Source organism: Chloroflexus sp., assembly GCF_049970315.1.
Taxonomy (GTDB): domain Bacteria; phylum Chloroflexota; class Chloroflexia; order Chloroflexales; family Chloroflexaceae; genus Chloroflexus.
Genome location: NZ_JBMFNE010000005.1, coordinates 186,127 through 208,836, shown reverse-complemented (window position 1 = coordinate 208,836; position 22,710 = coordinate 186,127). Strand labels below are relative to the sequence as shown.

The 22,710-nt window shown below is 55.5% G+C and carries 15 protein-coding genes and 1 tRNA gene; 10 read left to right on the top strand and 6 right to left on the bottom strand.

Going from position 1 to position 22,710, the window contains the following annotated elements:
• Positions 1 to 470: 470 nt before the first annotated feature.
• Together ACP5OT_RS05880 and glyA are read left to right on the top strand one after the other, a co-directional pair.
• Positions 471 to 1,202, top strand: coding sequence for a metal-dependent hydrolase (locus tag ACP5OT_RS05880; protein ID WP_424676340.1), 732 nt, complete (start codon positions 471 to 473; stop codon positions 1,200 to 1,202).
• A 100-nt stretch (positions 1,203 to 1,302) separates the two neighbouring features.
• On the top strand, positions 1,303 to 2,559 hold the full coding sequence (gene glyA, locus ACP5OT_RS05875) for a serine hydroxymethyltransferase (protein WP_424676341.1): 1,257 nt from the start codon (positions 1,303 to 1,305) through the stop codon (positions 2,557 to 2,559).
• Between the two features lie 74 nt (positions 2,560 to 2,633).
• Here the strand turns inward: glyA and ACP5OT_RS05870 are convergent, their stop codons facing one another.
• Entirely contained in the window at positions 2,634 to 4,013 is a 1,380-nt protein-coding gene (locus ACP5OT_RS05870) for a peptidase MA family metallohydrolase (protein ID WP_428131620.1), read from the bottom strand.
• Positions 4,014 to 4,175: 162 nt separating this feature from the next.
• Here ACP5OT_RS05870 and ACP5OT_RS05865 point away from each other — a divergent pair, with 162 nt between their 5' ends.
• Positions 4,176 to 5,369 carry a DUF3095 domain-containing protein gene (locus ACP5OT_RS05865; protein ID WP_428131617.1) on the top strand — a complete coding sequence of 398 codons (1,194 nt, stop codon included), beginning with the start codon at positions 4,176 to 4,178 and terminating at the stop codon, positions 5,367 to 5,369.
• On the opposite strand, the gene ppk1 is transcribed toward ACP5OT_RS05865, so the two are convergent.
• Positions 5,353 to 7,455: a polyphosphate kinase gene (gene ppk1 / locus ACP5OT_RS05860; protein WP_428112820.1), complete on the bottom strand. Its 2,103-nt coding sequence runs from the start codon at positions 7,453 to 7,455 to the stop codon at positions 5,353 to 5,355. The genes ACP5OT_RS05865 and ppk1 overlap by 17 nt on opposite strands.
• A gap of 153 nt (positions 7,456 to 7,608) precedes the next feature.
• On the opposite strand from ppk1, the gene ACP5OT_RS05855 reads away from it, so the two are divergent.
• The 7 genes from ACP5OT_RS05855 (at position 7,609) to pgl (ending at position 17,161) form a co-directional block, all read left to right on the top strand.
• Positions 7,609 to 7,685: transfer RNA gene (locus ACP5OT_RS05855), tRNA-Val, on the top strand.
• Between the two features lie 95 nt (positions 7,686 to 7,780).
• Positions 7,781 to 9,031: an MFS transporter gene (locus tag ACP5OT_RS05850; protein ID WP_424676345.1), complete on the top strand. Its 1,251-nt coding sequence runs from the start codon at positions 7,781 to 7,783 to the stop codon at positions 9,029 to 9,031.
• Positions 9,032 to 9,054: 23 nt separating this feature from the next.
• Positions 9,055 to 9,342: a hypothetical protein gene (locus ACP5OT_RS05845; protein ID WP_424676346.1), complete on the top strand. Its 288-nt coding sequence runs from the start codon at positions 9,055 to 9,057 to the stop codon at positions 9,340 to 9,342.
• Between the two features lie 93 nt (positions 9,343 to 9,435).
• On the top strand, positions 9,436 to 11,880 hold the full coding sequence (locus ACP5OT_RS05840) for a flippase activity-associated protein Agl23 (protein ID WP_428131614.1): 2,445 nt from the start codon (positions 9,436 to 9,438) through the stop codon (positions 11,878 to 11,880).
• A gap of 106 nt (positions 11,881 to 11,986) precedes the next feature.
• A complete protein-coding gene (locus tag ACP5OT_RS05835; protein WP_428112816.1) occupies positions 11,987 to 15,355 on the top strand; it encodes a flippase activity-associated protein Agl23 in 3,369 nt (1,122 codons plus the stop codon).
• Positions 15,352 to 16,359, top strand: a complete 1,008-nt coding sequence (locus tag ACP5OT_RS05830; protein WP_424676540.1) for an aminoglycoside phosphotransferase family protein — start codon at positions 15,352 to 15,354, stop codon at positions 16,357 to 16,359. Before ACP5OT_RS05835 ends, ACP5OT_RS05830 begins: the two co-directional genes overlap by 4 nt.
• A gap of 61 nt (positions 16,360 to 16,420) precedes the next feature.
• Positions 16,421 to 17,161 (top strand): 6-phosphogluconolactonase, encoded by a 741-nt coding sequence (gene pgl, locus ACP5OT_RS05825; protein ID WP_424676539.1) that lies wholly within the window; start codon positions 16,421 to 16,423, stop codon positions 17,159 to 17,161.
• A gap of 70 nt (positions 17,162 to 17,231) precedes the next feature.
• Here the strand turns inward: pgl and bchL are convergent, their stop codons facing one another.
• From bchL to bchN, 4 genes are all read right to left on the bottom strand, one after another.
• Complete coding sequence (bchL, locus tag ACP5OT_RS05820) at positions 17,232 to 18,053, bottom strand: ferredoxin:protochlorophyllide reductase (ATP-dependent) iron-sulfur ATP-binding protein (protein ID WP_424676538.1); 822 nt, start codon at positions 18,051 to 18,053, stop codon at positions 17,232 to 17,234.
• Positions 18,054 to 18,160: 107 nt separating this feature from the next.
• Entirely contained in the window at positions 18,161 to 19,450 is a 1,290-nt protein-coding gene (locus ACP5OT_RS05815) for a Coenzyme F420 hydrogenase/dehydrogenase, beta subunit C-terminal domain (RefSeq protein ID WP_424676537.1), read from the bottom strand.
• Positions 19,447 to 21,081 (bottom strand): ferredoxin:protochlorophyllide reductase (ATP-dependent) subunit B, encoded by a 1,635-nt coding sequence (locus ACP5OT_RS05810; protein ID WP_428112814.1) that lies wholly within the window; start codon positions 21,079 to 21,081, stop codon positions 19,447 to 19,449. Before ACP5OT_RS05810 ends, ACP5OT_RS05815 begins: the two co-directional genes overlap by 4 nt.
• A 53-nt stretch (positions 21,082 to 21,134) precedes the next feature.
• Complete coding sequence (gene bchN, locus ACP5OT_RS05805; RefSeq protein ID WP_424676535.1) at positions 21,135 to 22,412, bottom strand: ferredoxin:protochlorophyllide reductase (ATP-dependent) subunit N; 1,278 nt, start codon at positions 22,410 to 22,412, stop codon at positions 21,135 to 21,137.
• Between the last annotated feature and the right edge of the window lie 298 nt (positions 22,413 to 22,710).

Below are 22,710 nucleotides of genomic sequence, written 5' to 3'. Positions count from 1 at the left end.
AACCTTCTGTCATTTCGAGCGCAGCGAACCTTCTGTCATTTCGAGCGCAGCGAGAAATCTTCAGGATTTCTCGGGCGCTGGCGCGCCCTCGCAATGACAACGCGGACGGGCATCGCGAGCGTGCCACGGTTCCTGTGAACAACCTTCTGTCATTTCGAGCGCAGCGAACCTTCTGTCATTTCGAGCGCAGCGAACCTTCTGTCATTTCGAGCGCAGCGAGAAATCTTCAGGATTTCTCGGGCGCTAGCGCGCCCTCGCAATGACAACGCGGACGGGCATTATGACGGACAATCACCGGTGATGCGTTGGTGGCCTGCGCGGCACGAGTTTTTGTCCCTGCCTCAACTCATTTTCGAAATCTGAATGGGATGCTCTGTGTTATACTGAAGAAGCAAGCGACGCTATACCTTATCCATCAGACAATCTTCGTTACCTGGTTGTAGTGTTTTGTGACCAGAAGGAGGCAACCCTTGGTAACCTTAGGGCGCAATGTCACGATTACCCTCATCGGTCATGGTACGTTTCATCTGACCACACCGGAAGGTCGTAATATTATGATCGATGCTTGGGTAGATGGCAATCCGGCCTGTCCAGAACCGTGGAAGGCGCGGGTGCGTGAGAAGCTGGTAGCAATCTTTGTGACGCACGGCCATTTTGATCATATCGGCGATCTCGTCGACATAGCTCGTGACACCGGAGCGACGGTTGTTTGTCAATATGATCTGGTCTCCTACTTTGAGGGCGAGGGCATTCCGGCAGCGCAAATGGTTGGGTTTAATAAAGGGGGGACGGTGACGGTCGCCGATGTGCGGGCCACGATGACGACGGCTCACCATTCGAGTACGATCTACGAAAATGGTCAGATTATCCCGCTCGGCACGGCAGCCGGCTATGTGTTACGGTTTAGCAATGGCTTTACGATTTATCATACCGGCGATACCTGTGTGACCATGGATATGCAAATCATCGGTGAACTGTACCGGCCCGATCTGGTCATCCTGCCGATTGGTGATCACTTTACGATGGATCCGCGGCAGGCGGCATACGCGCTGAAGCTGATCGGGGCTAAGTATGCGATCCCCGAACACTACGGTACGTTCCCGATCCTCACCGGCACGCCTGAGGCGTTGGTTGAGCATTGTCGTGAGTTTGGTGTGATGACTGAGGTGATCGCACTCAAACCGGGCGAATCGGTGAGCTAAGGAAGGAAGGCGAGAAAGACGCTCTCGTTCTGTCTGTCGCATCAACGACAGGCAGAACGCATTTTCTCTGGACAATACGTGAGTTACGGGGAGAACAACTATGCTTGAACATCTGCGCGCAACTGACCCGATCATTGCCGATTTGATCGAGCGGGAAGCGCAACGCCAACGACAAGGACTTGAGCTGATCGCCAGCGAAAACTATACGAGTCTCGCGGTGATGGAGGCACAGGGTTCGGTACTGACGAATAAGTATGCCGAAGGGTTGCCTGGTCGGCGTTACTACGGTGGCTGTGAGTTTGTCGATGCAATTGAGCAATTGGCCATCGATCGCGCGTGCCAGTTATTCGGTACGTCGCACGCCAATGTTCAGCCGCATAGCGGTGCGCAAGCCAATATTGCGGTGTTTACTGCTCTCTTGCAGCCCGGAGATACCATTCTTGGTATGCGGCTTGATCACGGCGGTCATCTAACCCACGGCAGCCCGGTGAACTTTTCAGGGAAGTGGTACAACGTTCATTTCTACGGTGTTGATCCCCAAACGGGTCAGATCGATTACGACGATTTGGCGGCAAAAGCGCGTGCTATCCGGCCTAAACTGATTACGTCGGGGGCGAGTGCTTATCCGCGTTTGATCGATTTTGCCCGTATGCGCCAGATCGCCGATGAGGTTGGTGCTTTACTGATGGCCGATATTGCCCATATTGCCGGGTTGGTCGCTACCGGCGAGCATCCATCGCCGGTCGGTCATGCCCACATTATTACGACTACCACGCACAAGACGCTGCGTGGGCCGCGTGGTGGCTTGATCCTGATGGGCGAAGAATTTGCCAAACAGATCAACTCGAGCGTCTTTCCGGGCACGCAGGGCGGCCCCTTGATGCACGTCATTGCCGGTAAAGCAGTAGCGTTTGGCGAGGCTCTCCGCCCTGAGTTTAAACAGTACGCGGCTCAGATTCGGCGTAATGCCAAAGCGTTGGCCGAGGGGCTGCACACTCAAGGTTTAACGCTGGTGAGTGGTGGGACCGATAATCACCTGATGTTGGTTGACCTGCGGAGTACCGGCCTCACCGGTGCGCAGGCACAGCGTGCGCTTGATAAAGCTGCGATCATCGTCAATAAGAATGCGATCCCCGATGACCCCCAGCCACCGATGAAGACGAGCGGGATTCGGATTGGGACGCCGGCGGTCACAACACGGGGGATGCGTGAGCGTGAGATGGCGCAAATCGCAGCGTGGATTGGGGAAGTTCTGATGTATCCCGATGATGAGGTACGTTTAGTACGGATCGCAGCCGAGGTGGCCGAGATGTGTCGCCATTTTCCGGTACCGGCAGATATGGTGCAAGTACGGTAAGGCGTTCCTGCGGTGGAGCGTGACGTAAAGTAGGCAGATCGTTCAGATTGCACCGTCACCGACCACCGGACAGATTACCAGGGTTCGGTGGTTAGCCACAGTTGGCGACTAATCTGTCTGATCGCAAGCCCGGCTGCGCCAAGGAAGAGCAAAGCAGCCGCTAATGTGCGCTGCTGTTCATTGAGGGTACGGCGGAGAGCGAGAGCGTTATCGCGCCGTACCTCATCGCCAAGGGCGGCAAACTCTTGGGCAGCGGCGTCGGCGCTGGTCTGAGCGCCAATCCAGTCAAAGCGCCGTGCTTGCTCGTTGGCTTGGCGTAACGTTTCACTCGCGTGCAACCCGCGTGCGACCCTTCGACGGTATTCGGCTAACACCGTTTCTTGCCGGCGGTCGCCGATCTCGGCATAGGCCTGCTCGGCTTGTCCGATGAGGCGACCAGCTTGCTCGTATTCCCCTTTCAAGAGCGCAGTACGCGCCGCCTCGGCGAGCCGGTTGGCCCGTTGTCCGGTTTCTGCTTTAGTTTGCAGTTCGGTGAGTTTAGACTGAGCCGCCGGGTCGGCAATGGCGCTCAATTGCTCGATCTCACGAAGCGCTCCCTCGTAGTCTCCGGCCGTCAACAACTGTTGGACCGAAGACAGATCGAGCGCAGCGGTAGATGTGGACGGAGCTTCAATTTGTAAAAAGCCCGGTAGCCATGCTCGCCATTCTGCTTCGAGCATGGTGGCCGAGACACCGTACACCGTTGCCATCGCTAATCGGTAGCCACTACTCCGTCCAATTGTCACCAACAGTTGTCGGAATTGGTTGAACCCGTCGCGTTCGATGAGGAATGTAACAATCGACCAGGTTTGTGGGTAGCTCAGATCGGGTTGCCCATAGATCGCGTTCCGATCATCGAGGGTCGACCATGGCCACAGTGCCCCTTGTTGGGTCAGCGCACGTAAGATTGCGATCTTGTCGTCACGATCTGGGAGTTCCATATACTGCGCAATGCCCTCTTGCAAACCGACATTCAAGCGGCCATCACTCAGCTCGGCGGCGAAGATATGGGTCAACTCGTGACGTAAGTTGTTGATCTGAGCTGTTTCACTCTGTAACCGTGCGCGTTCGACAATAACCACCACTTCACGGCGACGAAAATCGGCGTGGGCGATGACGCCCGGTACTTGACGTGCCGTTGGGTTGGCTGCGAAATAGTCGTTGCTGGTCGGGTAGAGGCGTAACATGAGCGGTGGTGTCGGACGCAATGCAAAGACGGTGCTCAATTCTTCGTAGATGCTATCGATGATAGCAGCGTATTGATCGGCTATCAGTGCATCGCTCGGGGTGTAGATGATGTGAAAATAGGAGGTGCGCTGCTCGATCCACTGTGGTTGGGCGAGAAAGGTACCACGTGTGACTAACGCCAGCAGGATGCCGAGAAGGATCGGCCAGATTCGTGATCGGATCATCATCTTTATCATTTGGCAATCCATGACGAGATCAGTGTACCATGCCATTAGTTCGTCCGCTAGTGCTGGAAGTGGCAACGTAGGGAGACATGAGGTACAGTACAGATAGGATTGAGCGTGACGTGCATCGCAGGGTAATGGACGACACCTAGGAAGAGTACACACATGACAGCCGATTTCTTTACCCAGCTTCCCTTGCTTACTCGCTTTCGCGAGATTACCGATTTGAACGCCTATCGGCCATTGCCCGCAGATTGGACGATTTTTGTTAGTGATGTCCGCGGATCGACACGTGCCGTCGCCGAGGGTCGTTATAAAGAAGTAAATATGGTTGGTGCAGCAACGATTACCGCAGCGTTGAATGTAGCCGACGAGATAGAAATACCGTTTGTGTTCGGTGGTGATGGGGCGGTTCTGGCAGTGCCACCACCTTTGGCTGAACCGACGAAACAAGCCTTGAGTGCGGTAAGTGGGCTGGCCCGCGAGACTTTCAACCTTGAGTTGCGGGTTGGCGCCATACCGGTGCAGACGATTTTAGATGGCGGGTATCAGGTGTTTGTCGCACGTTTAGCACTCAATATGCAGGTGGCACAGGCGGTATTTAGCGGTGGCGGCATCCGCTACGCTGAACAACTGGTCAAAGATGCCGTCACGGGCGCAGACTTCAACATTGCACCGAGTGATCCCGCTGCGGCCAATCTGAGTGGCCTTGAATGTCGGTGGGATACTATTCAACCTGCGCATGGTACGGCGCTCTGCGTGATCGTTCAGACACTACCACAATTTGATCCGGAGATAACGATGGCGATCTATCGTAACGTGATCGATGAAATTGAACAGATTTACGGTGGTGATCAAGCGTATCATCCCCTACACTACGATCTGATGCAGATAAGTGCCAAACCGCAGGCTCTTTGGTCAGAGGCGCGGTTGCGTGGTGGTGCGAGTAGCTTGTCCCAATTGACCTATTTGATGCGGATCTATGCGCTCAATCTCGGTATGTACGGCTATCGCTGGCTCCAACAGTTACGAGGTGAGCATCCGTGGTGGGATCAGTATCGCAAACACGTAGTAACTGCCGCCGATTACCGCAAGTACGATGATACGTTGCGTATGATTATCTCCGGTACCGAGGCACAACACGAAGCATTGCTGGCGCGCTTAACAGCTCATTTTCAAGCCGGTGAGCTAGTCTTCGGCGTTCATCGCTCGCCTGAGGTTATGCTAACGTGTCTGGTTTTCAAGCGGATGGAACGGCAAATTCATTTTGTTGATGGTGCTGATGGCGGTTTTACCCTTGCTGCTCAAGATTTGAAACAGCGTCAGCGGCAGTACATGGTCGTTAACAGTCGGGAATAATGCGGGCAGGGTCTTGGCTGTCGATAACTTCGTGACCGTCGGGATGGACGCGCACATAACGACCATCAGGTTGGAGTTCACGGGCGCGTAAGTTATCAGACAGATAGGTAGGAAATAACCGCTCGGTGACGTATTGGATTGCGATTGGGTCGGAGAGGGGGAAAAGTTCTTCAACGCGCCGGTCGAGGTTCCGTTCCATCATATCGGCGCTCCCGATATATACTTTAGGCTTACCACCGTGGGAGAAGTAGTAGATCCGGCTGTGTTCGAGATAGCGACCGACAATCGAGCGCACCCGAATATTGTCGGAGAGGCCGGGAACTTGTGGGCGCAATGAGCACATCCCTCGCACGATCAGATCGATCTGTACTCCGGCTTGTGAGGCAGCATAGAGCGCATCAATTATCTTGCGGTCGACCAATGCATTCATTTTGAAGATGAGTCGCCCATTACCGTACAAGCGGTGAAGTGCGATCTCTTCCTCGATCAACTCGATCATGCGGTGACGCAGATTAACCGGTGCAACGAGTAAGCTGCGATACTCTTTTTGCCGGCTATACGCGGTGAGATAATTGAACAGATCGACCACATCGGCGGCAATCTCGGGTCGACATGTCAGTAATCCAAGATCGGTATAGACACGTGCAGTCACCGCGTTGTAGTTACCGGTACCAAGGTGGACATAACACTGAATACCGTCACTCTCTTGGCGGACGACCAGTGCGAGTTTGGCATGCACCTTCAGGCCGACCAAGCCATACACCACGTGGACACCGGCTCGTTCCATTGCGCGGGCCCACGTAATATTGTTTTCTTCATCGAACCGAGCTTTTAACTCGACGACCACCGTCACCTGTTTACCGTGCTCGCGGGCATGCATCAATGCCTGTACGATTGGCGAGTTACGCCCGACACGGTAGAGTGTCTGCTTAATTGCCAGGACATTCGGATCTTCAGCGGCGGCTTGAATAAAATCGATCACCGGGCTAAACGAGTGGTATGGATGGTGTAATAAGATATCGTTTTTCTTAATCGCCTCGAAGATAATCCCACTATTCTTAAGGATAGCCGGTACATGCGGTACGTAGGGTGGATCTTTCAGATCAGGCCGATCAAGATTGGTTAGTTGCATCAGATCGCTGAGTCCGAGCGGGCCACGCACGGTATAGATGTCATCGGAGCTAACTTTCAGATTGGCGGCTAGCAGTTGGCAGATCCGTTCAGGCATGCCGCTATCGATAGCGAGGCGCACGACCTCACCAAACCGGCGTTGACGCAATCCTTGTTCGATGGTAGCCAGCAAATCGTCGGCTTCATCCTCTTCGATCTCCACATCGGCATTGCGTGTTACACGGAAGGGGTAAACCTCAACCACATTCATGCCGGGGAAGAGCTGTTCGAGATGATCGGCGATCACCTGTTCGATCCAGACGAAGCAGTGGCAACGGCTCGGCGGTAATTCACCGATCGGCGGGCAAAGTTCTTGCGGAAGTGGTATCAGGCGTGGTAGAACTTCGGGAACTTTAACGCGGGCAAAAAGTTCCCCCTTCGCCTGATCGCGAATGACTACGGCGAGGTTGAGACTCAGGTTTGAGATGAAGGGAAACGGTCGGCTCGAATCGAACGCAAGCGGTGTAAGCACCGGAAAGATCTGGCGACGAAAATAATCGGCAACCCATGCCCGTTGTTCCTCGTCGAGCGCAACCGTGTTGAGAATACTAATCCCCTGCTCGCGAAGAGCGGGGAGCAGCTCGTTAAGGAGCAAATCGCGCTCTTGATCGAGCAATGGAAGCAGGGCACGGCGAATAGCACTTAACTGCTCACTCGGTGTCTGGCCGTCAGGTGAACGTTTTTGCACACCGGCGCGGATTTGTTGTTTGATACCGCTCACCCGGATCATGAAAAATTCGTCGAGATTAGAGGCAAAGATCGCAAGAAACTTCACCCGTTCGAGCAACGGGTTTCGCGGATCCATCGCCTCTTCGAGTACGCGACGATTAAACTCGATCAGGCTCAATTCGCGATTAAAGTAACGCGACTCGGCGAGCGGTGGCGTATCGAGTGTTGGTGATTCAGGTACTGTCATCGTAAGTAAATCGTCGGTTGTGCCTGGAATCAGATGGCTGAATACCAAGTATGAACGTATCTACCAATGCCTGCCTTGTGTATGTGCATAGTATAGCCGAGATAGGCTATTTGCACAAACCGTCCAGATGTGCTATACTCTCCGCCAGAACGCGGGCGATTAGCTCAGTTGGTTAGAGCGCATCGTTCACACCGATGAGGTCACTGGTTCGAGTCCAGTATCGCCCACCACCCCACCTGCGCGGCCAATTGGCCGCGCACTGATTTTCACGCCTTTATTCGGGTCACTCGCCACGTGTTGCGAGTTGAGCCAAGGCAGAACAGGTATGCGACCGCTCATTTCGCGCGCCGAGTTACGCGCGCTTGTCCGCCCAACCAATGTCACCGAGCACAACGTGCGTAATGTGTTAATCGATGGCATTGGAGTTGGGATCGTGACGGGGGTGGGTGTCTTTCTCCCCGTCTTTTTGGCTCGTTTGGGTGCGTCGAGTTTGTTAGTCGGTTTGATTACCTCATTACCGGCGCTTACCGGTGCCTTATTTGCCTTACCGATCGGTCGTTTTCTCGAACGGCAGCGCAATATTGTGGCCTGGTATTCTGGGATGCGCTTTTGGGTGCTAGCCTCGTATGCTGTATTCGGCCTCTTGCCGTTTGTACTCCCGCTTGCGGTAGTGCCGTGGGCGATCATCGTCATTTGGGCGTTGGTAACGATCCCATCAACCTTTGTCAATGTCGCCTTCACCATTGTTATGGGTGAGGTTGCCGGACCGCAGCGCCGTTATGCGCTGATGAGCATGCGTTGGTCGAGTCTGGGTTTGGCAACGGCAGTGACGGTAGCGGTGATCGGCGCACTGCTTGATCTGATCCCGTTTCCGCTCAACTATCAGGTGGTCTTTATCGGTTCAATGGCGGGTGGGTTGCTCAGTTTCTTGTTTTCACGGGCGATTACCTTGCCTGAGCGAACGTTCGTAGCAACGCAGCGACGTCAAGAGTCGCTGTTCGTGGCGTTACGCCAAGCTCCGCCGGCATTTATGCGGTATGCGTTGAGCGCCTTCGTGTTTCGCAGTGGTGTGGCAATGGTGATACCCTTGATACCACTGTATTATGTGCGTGAAGCAGGTTTGAACGATGCATGGATTGGTTTGATTAGCACGGTGGGGAATGGAGTCTTGCTGGTGGCGTATGCGGTGTGGTCGGCAGGTGCGCCACGGTTGGGTAATCATGGAGTGTTGTTGCTGAGCAGCCTTGGGATGACGCTGTATCCGTTTGGCGTTGCGCTAACCGAGACGCCGTGGTTGTTGGCTATCTTGGCCGGCTTAGCAACGTTCTGTGTTGCTGGGAATGATTTAGTCAATTTTGATCTGGTATTGAGTGCGATCCCGCCCGAACGCCAGGCAACGTATATTGGGTTGTTTCAGACGTTACAGAACCTTGCGTTATTTGTCATGCCGCTGGTAGCAACGGTATTGGCCGACGTAGTGGGAATTGTGCCAATGCTCGTGATGGCCGGTGGGTTGCGATTATTAGGGGTAGCACTCTTTGCCTGGCTGAAGGTGGGCAAACCTGCTCGTGCATAGTGTGGGGGAAATCATTGAAAACTATGGCGCAACCTTCACTGCGAACAATCTCGGTACTCCGGCGCGGGTATGGCCGGCGCTATACCGATTTGCCGGTTGACGAATTGACGCATCAGCGGATTGTGATTGACTGTAGCGATGGTTATCTGCGCCCAGAGCTGATCGATCTTCGTCAAGGCGATATGGTGTATTGGCGCGAGCAGGAACGGTATGTAACGGGATCCATCGCACAGGTGCGCCGTGAGGGAATGCGATTGGTAGCGCTGTTGAGCGATGTCAAGTTGATGCCGGAGGATTTCTTTCCGTATTGAGAAACGTCTAGCTTTCCCTTGCTACGCCTGTAGCGTTCGTGTACAATGCCTGCGGTTTATCGAGATTGTTTGCAGCGCGAAAAGATGATGTCGATGTCTCAAGCCGTTCATCGGCGCTGGATACCAACTGTTGAACAGCTTGTTTATGCCGGTATTGCCGTGCTGGCGATTATTAGTCGGCTGTGGGCGCTGGGTGATCGTGCGCTGCACCACGATGAAACGCTCCACGCCGCGTATTCGTGGTATTTGATGAGTGGTCGTGGCTATATGCACGACCCGCTCTTGCACGGGCCACTCCTGTATCACCTCGGTGCCTTCTTCTTTTTTCTCTTCGGTGATAACGATACTACGGCACGGCTGAGCGCTGCCCTGTTCAGTATTGCCCTCACACTAAGCCCAATCCTATTGCGCTCGGTAATCGGACGGACGGCGGCGATCTTGGCAAGCCTATACCTGCTTATTTCGCCGGTTGCACTTTACGTTGGGCGCTTTTTTCGCCACGATATCTATTCGGTGCTGTTCGAGCTGTTGGTTTTTGTGGGGATTGTGCGCTATGCCGCCGATCCACGCCCGCGCTGGCTCTATCTCGGTGTTACCGCGTTGGCGTTGATGCTGACGAACCAAGAGACAACGTACCTTTATATACTGATCGTCGCCGTGCCGTTAGTGGCGATATTTTGCTGGCAGGTCTACCGTCCGGGGTTGGCACTGATCGCCGGTTTAGGTTTGGCCTTAGTGCTCCTGATCTTTGTGTTGCCCGGTACGGCAGTCGTTGATGGTGCGCATCATGCGCGACGTGACGCTAACGGTGCAATTATCGTTGACCGACCGGGACCGATTTTTGGCTGGCCACCGCTCGAGACGGAAGATAACGGCTACGCCCTGTTGGTGCGTAACCGCAGTGATACGGATGGTGGACGGACTGTATGGGAAAACGCGGTACGCTATTTGGCCGATATTGGTCGTTTTGTGTGGCATCCGGCGGTAATCTGGGCGCTGATCGTCTTGACCGGTGTGGTAGCCCTCTTGATCTGGCAGATCTGGTTTCGGCGTGATGCGAGTGGGACAACGCGGTGGGAGCAAGCACTGGCCCGTGGTGAACCGGCTGCACTATTGGCCGATAGCCTTCGTCATGATCGGCGCTGGCAGGTAGCACTGGCGATCGCCGCGACCATCTATACGTTGCTGTTTACCGCCATATTTACCAACGTGCTGGGCCTGATTTCTGGAGTGGCCGGCTCGTTGCTCTACTGGTTGACCCAACACAATGTGCAGCGTGGAAGCCAACCGGCACACTATTACGCGGTGATATTGGCAATTTATGAACCGCTACTCATCATGGGGGCAGCCGTTGGGTTGCCATTGGCAGTGCAAGCGGTCCGACGGTGCTGGCCGGAGGCGTTGACCGTTGGCTTGATGGGGTGGTGGTCGGTAGCGGCGTTTGCTATCTACACGTGGGCCGGTGAGAAGATGCCGTGGTTGACAATTCATATTACGCTGCCTCTGACCCTCTTGTCGGCGTGGGCATTGGCGAAAGTGGTGGCGTTAGCGCAAAAACAGACGGTGCAGTGGCAGCAACGTTGGTCAACGCAGATGTTGTCAACGACAGTGACAGCGGCGGTGATTGCCGACAATGAAGTGTCTGGGTCGGGTGATGTCGCTTCTCCGCCTGGCGGTGGTTGGCGTTGGATCGAAGATTGGCAGTTGGGTGCTTTGGGTCTGCCTAAGGGATCGGTATGGAGTTTTGGTCTTCTCTGCGGCCTGATCATTGGCCTAGGCTATTTGTTGCTCTCGATTACTATTGCCGCAGGTCCGGCATCACCGATTCAACCGTGGATGGCTCTCCTCTTTGTCTTGATTTTGTTGACTCTCTTGTTCGTCGGTAGTGGATTGCGGTGGGGGTGGAAAATTGCTGCTGCGATCACAGCGATCTGGTTGGCAATGTTCATCGGCTTGTACACAGTACGAGGTAGTGTACGGTTGGCGTACCAGACCGGTGACGTTGCCCGTGAGATGATGGTATATACTCAGACCTCGCCAGATGTAATGCGGGTTGTCCGGCGGTTGGAAGAGGCGGCGATGCGGCGTGGTGGTGGCACACGTTTGCCAATCCTGTACGATAACGAGACGGTTTGGCGTTGGTATTTTCGTGACTGGCCGGGTGCGGTGTATGTACCAGATGGCCGCTTGAACGGTCCACCCTCTGAAGATATCCAGGCTGTGTTCTTGCTGCAAGAGAATCTCGACCGTTATCCCGAAAATCGAGCGTATTTAGAGGGGTTTGTCATCCAGCGCTACCCGTTGCGGTGGTGGTTCCCCGAAGATCAAGTTTACCGTCTCAATGGCGGATCGTTGCTGGATCGGTTGCTCAAGAACCCGTTTGCGTATGACACAATGGCGCATATGTGGAACTATCTCATGTTTCGTCAACCGCCGGCGGGGTTGGGTTCAACCGATTTTATCATTGCCGTGCGACCCGAGTTGGCGCGACAGATCGGGATCGGTTTGGGTGGGACATTGCGAATGTCGGTGCCGTAAGGTGAGCGAACGCTCGGCCTGAGTCTTAGCGCGAAGGGTTCTCGCTCACTGATTGGACAATGAGAAGGTTCATTTAGGTCTGATCGAGACGCTGATCGGTATTGGTATGGCCGTACAAACACTGACAACGGAAACTGTGCTCGACCGACGATTACGGGCCGGTTGGCTAAGGTGGGAGACGGCACTCTACACCTTGATCGTGATTGCCGGTGTCCTGGCTCATCTGTGGGGGCTGGAGCGTATGGCTCTGCATCACGATGAGTCCATCCATGCGTGGTCGAGTTGGCGGCTCTATAGTGGGGCGGGGTCGTTTTCGTGCTGGAATGGACTGGACGAGAACGGGAATGCACGGGGCGGCTTGTTTCACGAGACATATTGCTACGATCCGGTTTACCACGGCCCATCGCTCTACTTTCTCACGGCATTGATCTATTTTCTGTTTGGTGATGGCGATGCGCAAGCCCGTTTACCGATGGCGCTAGCCGGGATCGGCCTGGTGATGTCGGCGTGGTGGTTACGTCCATACCTTGGCCGTGTAGGAGCATTGATTGCAGCAGTGTTGCTCGGTTTTTCGCCGTCGTTGCTGTACTATACCCGTTTTGCCCGCCACGATGGCTTGATGGTGCTGTGGGAATTGTGGATGGTCATCGGGGCGCTGCGCTGGATCGATAGTGGGCAGCGACAGTGGCTCTATCTAACGGCGGTAGGGTTGGCGTTGGCGATTGCCACCCATGAGCTGTACTATATTTTGCTCTTCATTTTTGGTGTGTTTGTGCTGATGCGATTGTTGGCGGAAAGCCGGTTTGCTCGGTATCAAAATATTGTGCTGCCGGTGATCATCGGTATCTGTGTGGTGTTGATGGTTTTCAACCCGCCGCTGCCGTTTGGTAGAGGGTTATACATCGGTGAGAAAGCCTTCTTGGTTGCCTCAGCCCTGACATTAGCATGGCTTTGCCAGCGCTTGTGGCCGCCGGAGCCGATCCTGCTACCACGCCTGCAACACCTCTGGCGCAGCGAACGTTCGGTGCTCTGGACGGCGTTAGCGATATTGGGTGGGATTTATCTGGTTCTATTCACGAGTTTCTTCACCTACCTGCCCGGTGCGATTGATGGTATCACTGCCGGTTTGATTTACTGGCTGGGTAGTCAGCAAGAGTATGCGCGTGGCGATCAGCCGTGGTACTACTACCTCATCCTATTGCCGCTTTATGAGCCACTGGCCGTACTAAGCGGGATTGGGGTTGTGGTGGCGATGATCGTGGCAGTTGTGCAACGCTGGCGGGTCGATCGAACGGTACCACCGCCGCTCGCTGATGTGACAACGTCGGATACGGACGATGTTGATGTAGCTGCCCGATTGCATGTCGCAAAGCCATGGCCACTCTATCCATTGTTGGTCGTATTTTGGTTTTTTACCGCGATCATTATCTTCTCGTGGGCCGGTGAAAAAATGCCGTGGTTGGTAACACACATGGCGTTGCCGGGCAATCTGTTGGCGGCGTGGGTTATCGGCCGTCTCAGTGACATTATCCAACGCGAGCAGATGTCGGCGCGAATCTGGCTTGTTCCCTTACTTGTGATGTTGCTGCTGGTGGCGGTAGGGGTAGCCTTTTGGCGGTTGGGAAGTGGTGGTACAACGGCATTCTTGCAGGCAATTGTTCCATTGGCGATTGTGTTTGGTTTGATCTATGCCCTGTTGACGCTGATCGGGCAGTTGGGAATACGACAGGCGAGTGCCGCGATTGGGTTGACGGTCGCAGCGCTCTTGGCGATGTATACGATTCGGGCTACGTGGCTGGTTGTCTACGATCATCCCGATGTACCGATCGAGCCGTTGATCTACACCCAAACCGCGCCTGATGTGCCGCGCTACGCCGCCGATATTCGTGATTTGGCGATCAATTTGACTCGTGGTAATCGTAGTCCACAAGATACCACCGGTGGTTTGACGATGCCGGTCATTCTTGATGGTGGTGATCGTACTGCCGAGGGATCGCTGGCGTGGCCGTTGCAGTGGTATCTGCGCGATTTTAAGAATATCGTGTGGGTGAACGGTAGTGAACTAGGGCGGGTGCCGTCGGTTGAGCAACTGACCGTGACGATGCCTGATGGGAGCCGTGATTTGGCGCCAATGGTCATGCTCTACCGCCCGTATGTTACCGACCGGTTGCGCAATATCTTGCGCGAGTCGTATGTGCAGCCCTACGGTACAGCGGGGGTGTTTAACTGGTGGTTCCCTGAAGGCAACAAGTGCGCTCCGCAAAGCCCCGGCTACAAGAAGTTTTACTACAGTACGTGGTCGGCAGCGGCAGCACAGGCCGCTTGTGGTCGTGATCTGAGCAGTGAGTTACACGGGCCGTTTGATGTGCTGTTGTGGCCATTTCAACGCGAGAACTGGCCGGCGTTAGGCCGCTATCTTCTCTTTCGTCAATTGCCGAACCCACTCGTACCCGGTGCGCGTGAGGTGGAGGTCTGGTTGCGACGAGATTTAGCCGGTGGCGTTGGGCAGACGACGACGGCGACTACTACGCCGACGTTGCGGTTGGCTGCGCTAGCCGAGATTCGGCTGTCGAGTGGTGGGAATGGTGCTACCGGAATTGCCTTCGACCGGCAGGGAAATATCTATGTCGCTGATACGCTCAACCATCGGATTGAAGTCTTTGCGGCGGACGGTACGCCGATACGCACGATTGGTACGCAAGGCAATGCGCTCGATCAGTTCTATGAGCCGCGTGGGTTGACCTTCGATGCGCAAGGTAACCTCTACGTGGCCGATACGTGGAACGCACGGATTGTGAAGTACAGTCCTGATTTGCGGCCAATAACGAGTTGGGGTACTGGCGATCTCGATCTCGGCGATGGGCGACGAGCGACGATCACCGAAGGTGATCCGGCACGAAACGCTGCGGCACCGCTTGGTTTCTTTGGACCACGCGGGGTAGCGGTTGATGCCGCTGGTAACGTCTATATTGCCGACACCGGTAATAAGCGGATCGTTGTGACCGATAGTAATGGAACGTTCCTGTACCAATTTGGTGGTGCGGGCAACGCACCCGGCCAGTTCAATGAGCCGACCAGCCTTGCGTTTGATGCTGCGGGTAATCTGTATGTGGCCGATACGTGGAATGGGCGGGTCCAAGTGTTTACCCGTACCGCCGATGGTCGGATCGATCCGACTCCGCTGGCGATGTGGCCGGTGGCGGGTTGGCAGCCTAATACCTATGACGATCCGATGTTGGCAGTTAGTACTGATGGGACGGTATATGTAGCAGTACCGGTGCGCCAGTATATCCTTGTGACGAGCGCCGGTGGCGAGGCGCTGTTGCAATGGACCGGATTTGGAAGGGATGGCGTACCGATCACGAGTCCGAGTGGGTTGGCAGTTGCGACTGATGGAAGCATTTGGGTGGTAGACCGACTCGGTGGACGAGCAGCGCGCTTCGATTTACCGGCACTGGCACCGACGCAACCATGATTATCTCTGATTTTCGTCATCTCAACCAAACTGTTTCGCCGGCGGCTACAGAGTTGGGTGAGGCGTGGCAACGCACGCTCAGTCGGTTAGGCGACTATACCGCTATCGTCGTGCGGGCACTTAACTTACGCCCACAAGCGGCGACGTTGTACCGGCAGACCGAGCGCCATGTGCTGGTGCGGTTGACGTTGCCGACGGAACACGTGGTGTTGCGCATCTCACCGGAAGACGATTTGGCAGCACACGTCGCCTTTTTCCGTGGGATGGCGTTGGAAGGTATTCCGGGCGCACGGATTATTCAGCGCGATTTGAGTAAAGCTGCGGTACCCTTCGCCTATACCCTAGAGAGCTTTGTTGCCGGGCAAACGGCTGACACCCTGCACGACGATCATCTGCTGTACAGCATTGCCCGCCAAGCAGGACGTGCATTACGGCGATTGCACCGGCAAGGGATGCCAGGTGCAGGCCGACCGACGATTAGTGGGCGCTGGCCGCGGCTTAGTTGGCGGCATGTGTTGTTGGCGATTGGACAGCGGCTGGCCAGTCCGCCAATCCCGCAACTGATTTTTCAGACGGAAGAAGTTGCTATATTGCAGGCGATCGTACATAATCCGCTGCTCGATTGCGCAACACCGGTGCTCATTCATGGCAACTTTGGCCCGCAGGCGGTACGCTGTACGGTGGGTGGTCAGTACGTTCATTTGGAGGCATTAGAGGAGCCGGGCTGGTTTATCAGCGGTGATGGTTTATTCGATGTGGCCTTGGGGATGTGTGCCCATCTCCCGGCTGCGTGGCGCGAAGGTCTCTATGAAGGGTATTGTAGTGCTGGCGTGTTGCATGACAGCGAGCGTGAGCGGTTGCAGATGCTCCGTTTACTGGCCTCTGCGTGGAGTGCCTGTGATCACTATGCTCGTGGGTTGCCACACGAAGCGGATCTGGAGGAAGCGCAGCGATTGATTCGGGCTATTACCGTGGCAGATGCGAAATGTCTATCGGCGCAGTGATGGAGCCACCGCTGATCGGCGGCCTGCATCAACCTCGCGGATGTGAAGGGAGGGAACAGTTATGCCGGTACAACGAACGATCCGCGTCTACGATAGTGCTGAGGCACTCTACCAAGCGGCGGCGGCGTTAGTGTCCGAACAGTTGCAAACAGCGATCAATGAGCGCGGACGGGCGCTCGTTGCGTTTTCTGGGGGGAGTTTGACAGCCTACCTCTATCCCTTATTGGCCGGAACGCCGTGGCGCGAACAGATCGAATGGCCGCTGGTAAGCGTACTCTTCGCCGATGAACGGTATGTGCCATTCGATGATGCCGAGAATACCTACCGGGCTACCCGCCAAACCCTGCTCGATCACGTACCGGTGCAGGCCGAGCAGGTCTTTCCGGTACCCACCTACTATCGTGAGCCTGAGCAAGCGGCAGCGATCTACCACTGGCAAACGGCAGCGCTCCTTGCCGCCCATGGCGGCAAATTTGATATGGTCTTACTGGGAATCGGGCCTGATGGACATACCGCCTCGCTTTTTCCTCATCATCCGGCGTTAGCAACACCGGCAGACAAACTAGCGGTCGTCGTGCGTGATGCACCAAAGCCGCCACCGGTTCGTCTCAGCTTGACACCGGCAGCCTTCAATGCAGCCCGATCCATCGTGTTTATCGCCAGTGGTGAAAGCAAAGCTACGGCCGTTGCCGCCGCACTGACCGAGCCAGGTAATCCGCATGCGCAACCGACACGGCTGATTCAGCCGGAAGGTGGCTCACTCTATTGGTTAGTCGATCGGGCGGCAGGCAGATTATTGTAGCCACTGTTTCAACTACAGAGGAGCGGGTTGACGGTGTAAGTACGCACCATCCGCTCCTCTGACAGCGTGATCAGCGCCACCCACCGATAGCCTCAAAAATCGCGCGGTCGTGATAAGGGTTGGGTACAGTAGCTTTGGGTTGGGCCAACAGATACTCGGCCATTTCTTCAAAGGGACGGGTGCATTCCTCTTTCCCCGGCCCTTCCATCTCGAACAGGGTCTTACCGGCGAGCCGCGAGCGGCGGATGAGATCGTGGTACGGGACGCGACCAATTACCTTCGTGCCTACCTTCTCGGCGAACTGGTCGAGCAACGATATCCCGCCACCGTACTCATAATCGACGCGGTTCGCGATAATCCCGGCCAGCTTCACCTTGTGGCGCTGCGACTTCTGGGCAATTGCCAGACAAAGTCGGTTGGCGGCGAAAATACTATCGAAGTCGTTACAGGCGATAATGAGACCGTAGTCGGCATAGTTCAACGGTGCGGAAAAGCCACCGCACACCACGTCACCAAGCACGTCGAAGACAATCACATCGTATTTGTCGTAAAGCCCAAATTCTTTGAGCAACTTCACCGTCTCACCTACGACATAGCCACCACAGCCACTACCGGCCGGTGGACCACCCGACTCAAGGGTATCGACGCCGGCAAAGCCGGTGCGGATGACATCCTCTTTGCTCACATCTTCAAGGTGGAAATTCACACTGTCCAGCACATCGATCACGGTCGGTTGGAGATGACCGGTGAGAGGGAACGTGCTGTCGTGCTTCGGATCACAGCCGATCTGCAAGACTTTCGCACCCTTAAGCGCCATTGCCGCCGAGAGATTAGCCGAGGTGGTTGATTTACCAATCCCACCCTTGCCGTAGATCGCGAGGATCAGAGACATAGACAACTCCTTGTCGTAGGCCGGCTGTGCCGGCGTGCGGATACCGAATCTGCTATGTGAGGCGGAGGCAAAAAGGTGCCAACTTTCACGACTCCGCAGGTTTACCGTTAACGTGCCGGTGGCTGCAATTCACACCCAAATTCACGGCGATAGACATCGGCATAGCGAACGAGCGCGCGATAGACATAACCGGGAACGATCCGCCGTTCGAGCCGACCGTGCCGCTCGCGGACAAATTGCAGATTACGCAGCAACTTCATCTCGATCACCGAGCGGGCAAACTCCAATCCCTTCGGCCCACTCCGCCGCTGGATGAACGCGACCAATTGGCGGATCGGCCATGGCGGACGGCGGCGCGGTTTGCGCAACATCTGGATATAGGCAGGCATCCCGCGCGTGCGGTCACCACCACTGATCGGCGCGCGCTCTTCGATATAGGGACGCAACAGGTTAAACAACTCCACCCCACGCTCGGTGCGGACGAGCGTCCATTGCCAGCGTTCGTCCGGTGGAAGTGGTGCGCCCATATAGCCAATGGTCAAGTCGGAGAGACCGTTTTGGTAATCAAAACAGCTCAGACATGCGGGTGGAAAGACGCCTATCTCACCACCGAGCTTGGCTACATCAAGATCGACAAAATTGACCTTCTCGACCGAGCCATCTTCGTGTTTCAGCCAGATGCGAAAATCCTGCATGAACTCGTGATGGACGACCGTATCCGGCGAGCGTGAGACGACTTGCAAAAAGCGTTGTAAATCGGGATAGGTTGTATTATCGGTGCAGGGTATTCCAATGACGTAGAGACGTTCGAGACCGAGCTGATCCTCAATCGCACGCAGCGCATGGACTTGGCAGCCGGTGCCAATGTACGCAATACGGCGGAGACCGGCTTGCCGCACTTGGGTGAGCACATCGAGGGTAGGGGCGAGACACGGTTTATTGCCACGGGTAGCTCGCACCTCGTCGGGGGTACGGGCAAGGATGGGTAACGGTGCATAGCGAGTACCGGGTACCGCACCGGTGGTAATAACCCCTTCCACCAAACCGTGTTCGAGGAGCAATGCCCCAAGACCGGTCACTGCACCGCTCCATTGCGCACCGGGGACCGGTGGCTTCATACGAAACACGTGTAATTCACGGTAAATACCGAACAGCAGCTCATCGCCATCGTGCCGGTTGCGTCCGTGTAAACGACGCTCGATCTCCTCAGCGCGGTTATTGACGAAGACACAACTCTGTGCCATCAAAGGACGCAGCGCGCCGGTACAGATTCCGCAATCGCTACATAATTTCGGGCGACCGGCCAACCGCTCTTCACGCGACAGGAGTGCAATTTCACTGAGCGGGCGTGGTGGTTGCAGATGGCGCGGTGCTTTAGACGGAAGAGCAGAATTCATGCGCCAAGCTCCTCTTTCGCCGCTAACAGTACTTGGGCCGTAATCACGGCGTGGCCGTGCTGACGTGCGTATTTCTCGACATTCCCGCGTACCCGTCCACGGACAAAGAAGGGAACTTTCTTAAGCATTGCTTCGGCGTCAGCAGCCCACACCGGATCGACCGGGGCAGCAGGTGCGGGTGGGGTAGCAACGGCCGGTGTTAGGCTAGACACCGCGACGGTAGCGACAGCCGGTTCCTGTTCCGGTTTTGGACTCTCGACTGTAATTGCCGCCGGTGCCGGTTCGACAGCCCGAGCTGCGCCATGTTTAGCCTTCTCCGGCAGTTCAAGGCCGGCGTCGCCAAACAGATCGATCAGGTGCTTCTCCATACCGAGGGTGCAGGTGGTATACACCTCATCGGCGATCACATCGGCGCCATCGAAGCCGAGGAAGGGGCGATAGGCCAGCAAATGGTTTTCGATATGGGTTGGCGGTGAAATGACCATACAGTTCAGATCGTAGCGGCGCGACGTATGGCGTTCCATCTGGGTGCCACAGACCAATTCAGGGCGAAGTTCAGCAATACGAGCCGCGACGGTTTGGAACTCATCGGTCACCAACACCTGATCAACATAACCGGCCAACTGTTCGCGCACCCAATCGGCTTGATGCTTAACATACGTCCCGGCACCGGCGATCGGCATCCCCAGCTCATCGTGCAAGAAGCGGGTCACTCCTACCACGTGAGTTGCATCGCCAAAGACAAACGCCGGCTTACCGGAGAAGCTATCCATATCGGCGGTGCGGGCCAACCACGGCACAGCGGAAGGCGCCGACAGACCATCGAGCGAGAAGGCGGTCAGCGGTGGCATAGGAATATCGGCGCCGGCTTGAGCCAGTAATTCACGCAGCCGCTCGATCCAGCGTAGCGTTGGTTGCACGCCAATCGGCGTATCGAGCAGCGCTGGCACACCGAACTGTTCTTCGAGATAGGTAGCGGCGCGCAGACCCAACTCGCGGTAGGGTGCGATTGTTAACCAAGCCGCCGGCAAGCGCCGCAAGTCGGCGATAGTGGCACCCCAGGGTGCCACGACGTTAATCTCTACTCCTAGCGTCTTCAGCATGCGGCGGAGGCTAATCAGATCGTGACGGGCGTGAAACCCAAGTGAGGCCGGGCCGAGGATATTAACGGTTGGGCGCTCGGTGCGTGATTGTGGTTTGGCAAACCGCTTGACCAAATCGGTGAAGAGGCTTTCGGCAGCGACAATCTCTTGCATCCGATACGGATTGGCATCGTAGACCATCACCTCGCACTGCAAACCGGCGTGCTGGGCAGCAATCTCCAGATTTTCTTGCAGCAAGATCGTCGAACACGAAGCCACCACGATGATCAAATCGGGATGCACGCGTTCTTCAACCTGTTTCAACGTATCGGGTAGGCGGATCGTCCCACGGGCGAGATCGGTTCCACTGACCACGCTCGTCGTCATTGCCGGGAAGTTCGGCGAACGTTCGAGCATCGCGAAGATCGCATTGACGTAATCATCACCCTGCGGCGCATGGAAGACAGCGTGGACATTGCGCATACTGTTCGCGATCCGACCAACGCCGTGATGGGCGGTACCCTCGTACATCCAATAGGCTAGACGCATAGATCTGCTCCTCTGCACATAGTGCGACAGTACAGCTTTTTGGTGTCAAGCGACTACGATTGCAACGAAATAACGCCGCCGGGCGCACTTGGCATAATACCGGTCAGCCAAATCGGATCGGAACCAAGTGGGTCGAGCTTCGCGTGGCGTTCGAGTGCGCGCGTGAACGACGTTACTAATGCATTCACACCAGCCCAGCCGTGAATAGGCAGGAAGCAGTACTCCGTTCCCCACTTTGCGACCGTTCCCTGACCGACCAGTGGGTTGGTGGTAATAATGTTGGAGATAATCAGATCAGGCTTTGTTTCGGCAATAGTTTGCAACTGTCGGTGGAAATTGGCCTGTTCAACTAGCCGTACTCCTTCGAGCGCAGCGAGTTCGGCAGCATGGAAGCGACGATTGATGTACGGGGTCGAACACTCGACCACATCAGCACCGCAGGCTTTGAGGAAGCGGGCCAACGGCAGTTCCATCAATGTATCACTGGCGAAGAAGATCTTCTTACCGCGTAGAAGATCGGTATGGCGTTTAATCCGCTCCCATGCGGCAGCTTCGCGATCACTCAGATCGACCTTAATATCGAAATGGGCGGCCAAATCCTCCCAGAAACGGCGTGTGCCGTCAGGACCAAACGGGAAGAGCGATGAGAGGATCGTACAGCCACGTTCGTTGCGCAATTGTGTGGCCGTCTTGTGGAGATAGGGCTGGAGTGGCGCTACAATCGTTCCCGGCCCGATGGGTGGCAATTCATGGAAATGGCTGGCGGGCAAGAAACCGGCAACCGGAATACCGAGACGGGCTGCTTCGAGTGAAAAGTCGTCGGCAATCGCATCGTTGACCGAGCCGAGGAAGACGACCCGCTTATCTTCGGGTGGGGCAGGTGGACAGAAGGGGATGAGCGCTTGCAATACCGAGTCTTCGCTTTGGGAGAAGGTGTAATCGAGACCGGAAGCGGGTACAAACAGCACCGGCACTTCAGGTGTACTAACCGACGCTGCGAGACCTTCAAATTCCACCTTCATCACTTCAGGCGTGCATGACGAAAGGAGGAAGATCACAGAAGGGTGGTGCTCGCGCTTAATCTCTTCGATCTGGGCTGAAATGTCGGGCTGCGACGAGCTGAGATCCGATTCTTCGAGGAGCGATACGGCAAAACGTGGGCGGGCGAAGATCATCACACCAAGCGTGTTTTGGAGCAGGTGAGCGCAGGTATGGGTCCCGAGGATGAGGAAGAAGCTGTCTTTGATCTTCTGGTAGAGCCAGCCAACGCTTACGAGACCGCAGAATGAGTGGTACAGTCCATCCTCACGGATGGTGCTCGCCTTGTGCATAGCGCCTCCTAGCAAGCTGTAGTGCCTATTTGGAACTACCGAGTTTAATAACATTGTAGCATAAAAAGCAAGAAGGTGAAGTATAAACAAATCTGGTGCAAAATTAGTGCATAAGGTGATAAAAAGGATTGAGCTGCTCGGGTTACGCGAGTATAGGTCGTGCGCAGCGAAGAACGGTTCGACCAAGACGCATCGAGCAGGGGATGATACGCGCGTGTGGCGACGTATATACAACAGGCGTACTCCTTGGTAAGATGGTGAGTTATCGGTAGTACGCGCCGTGCAACAACTGGTGAAC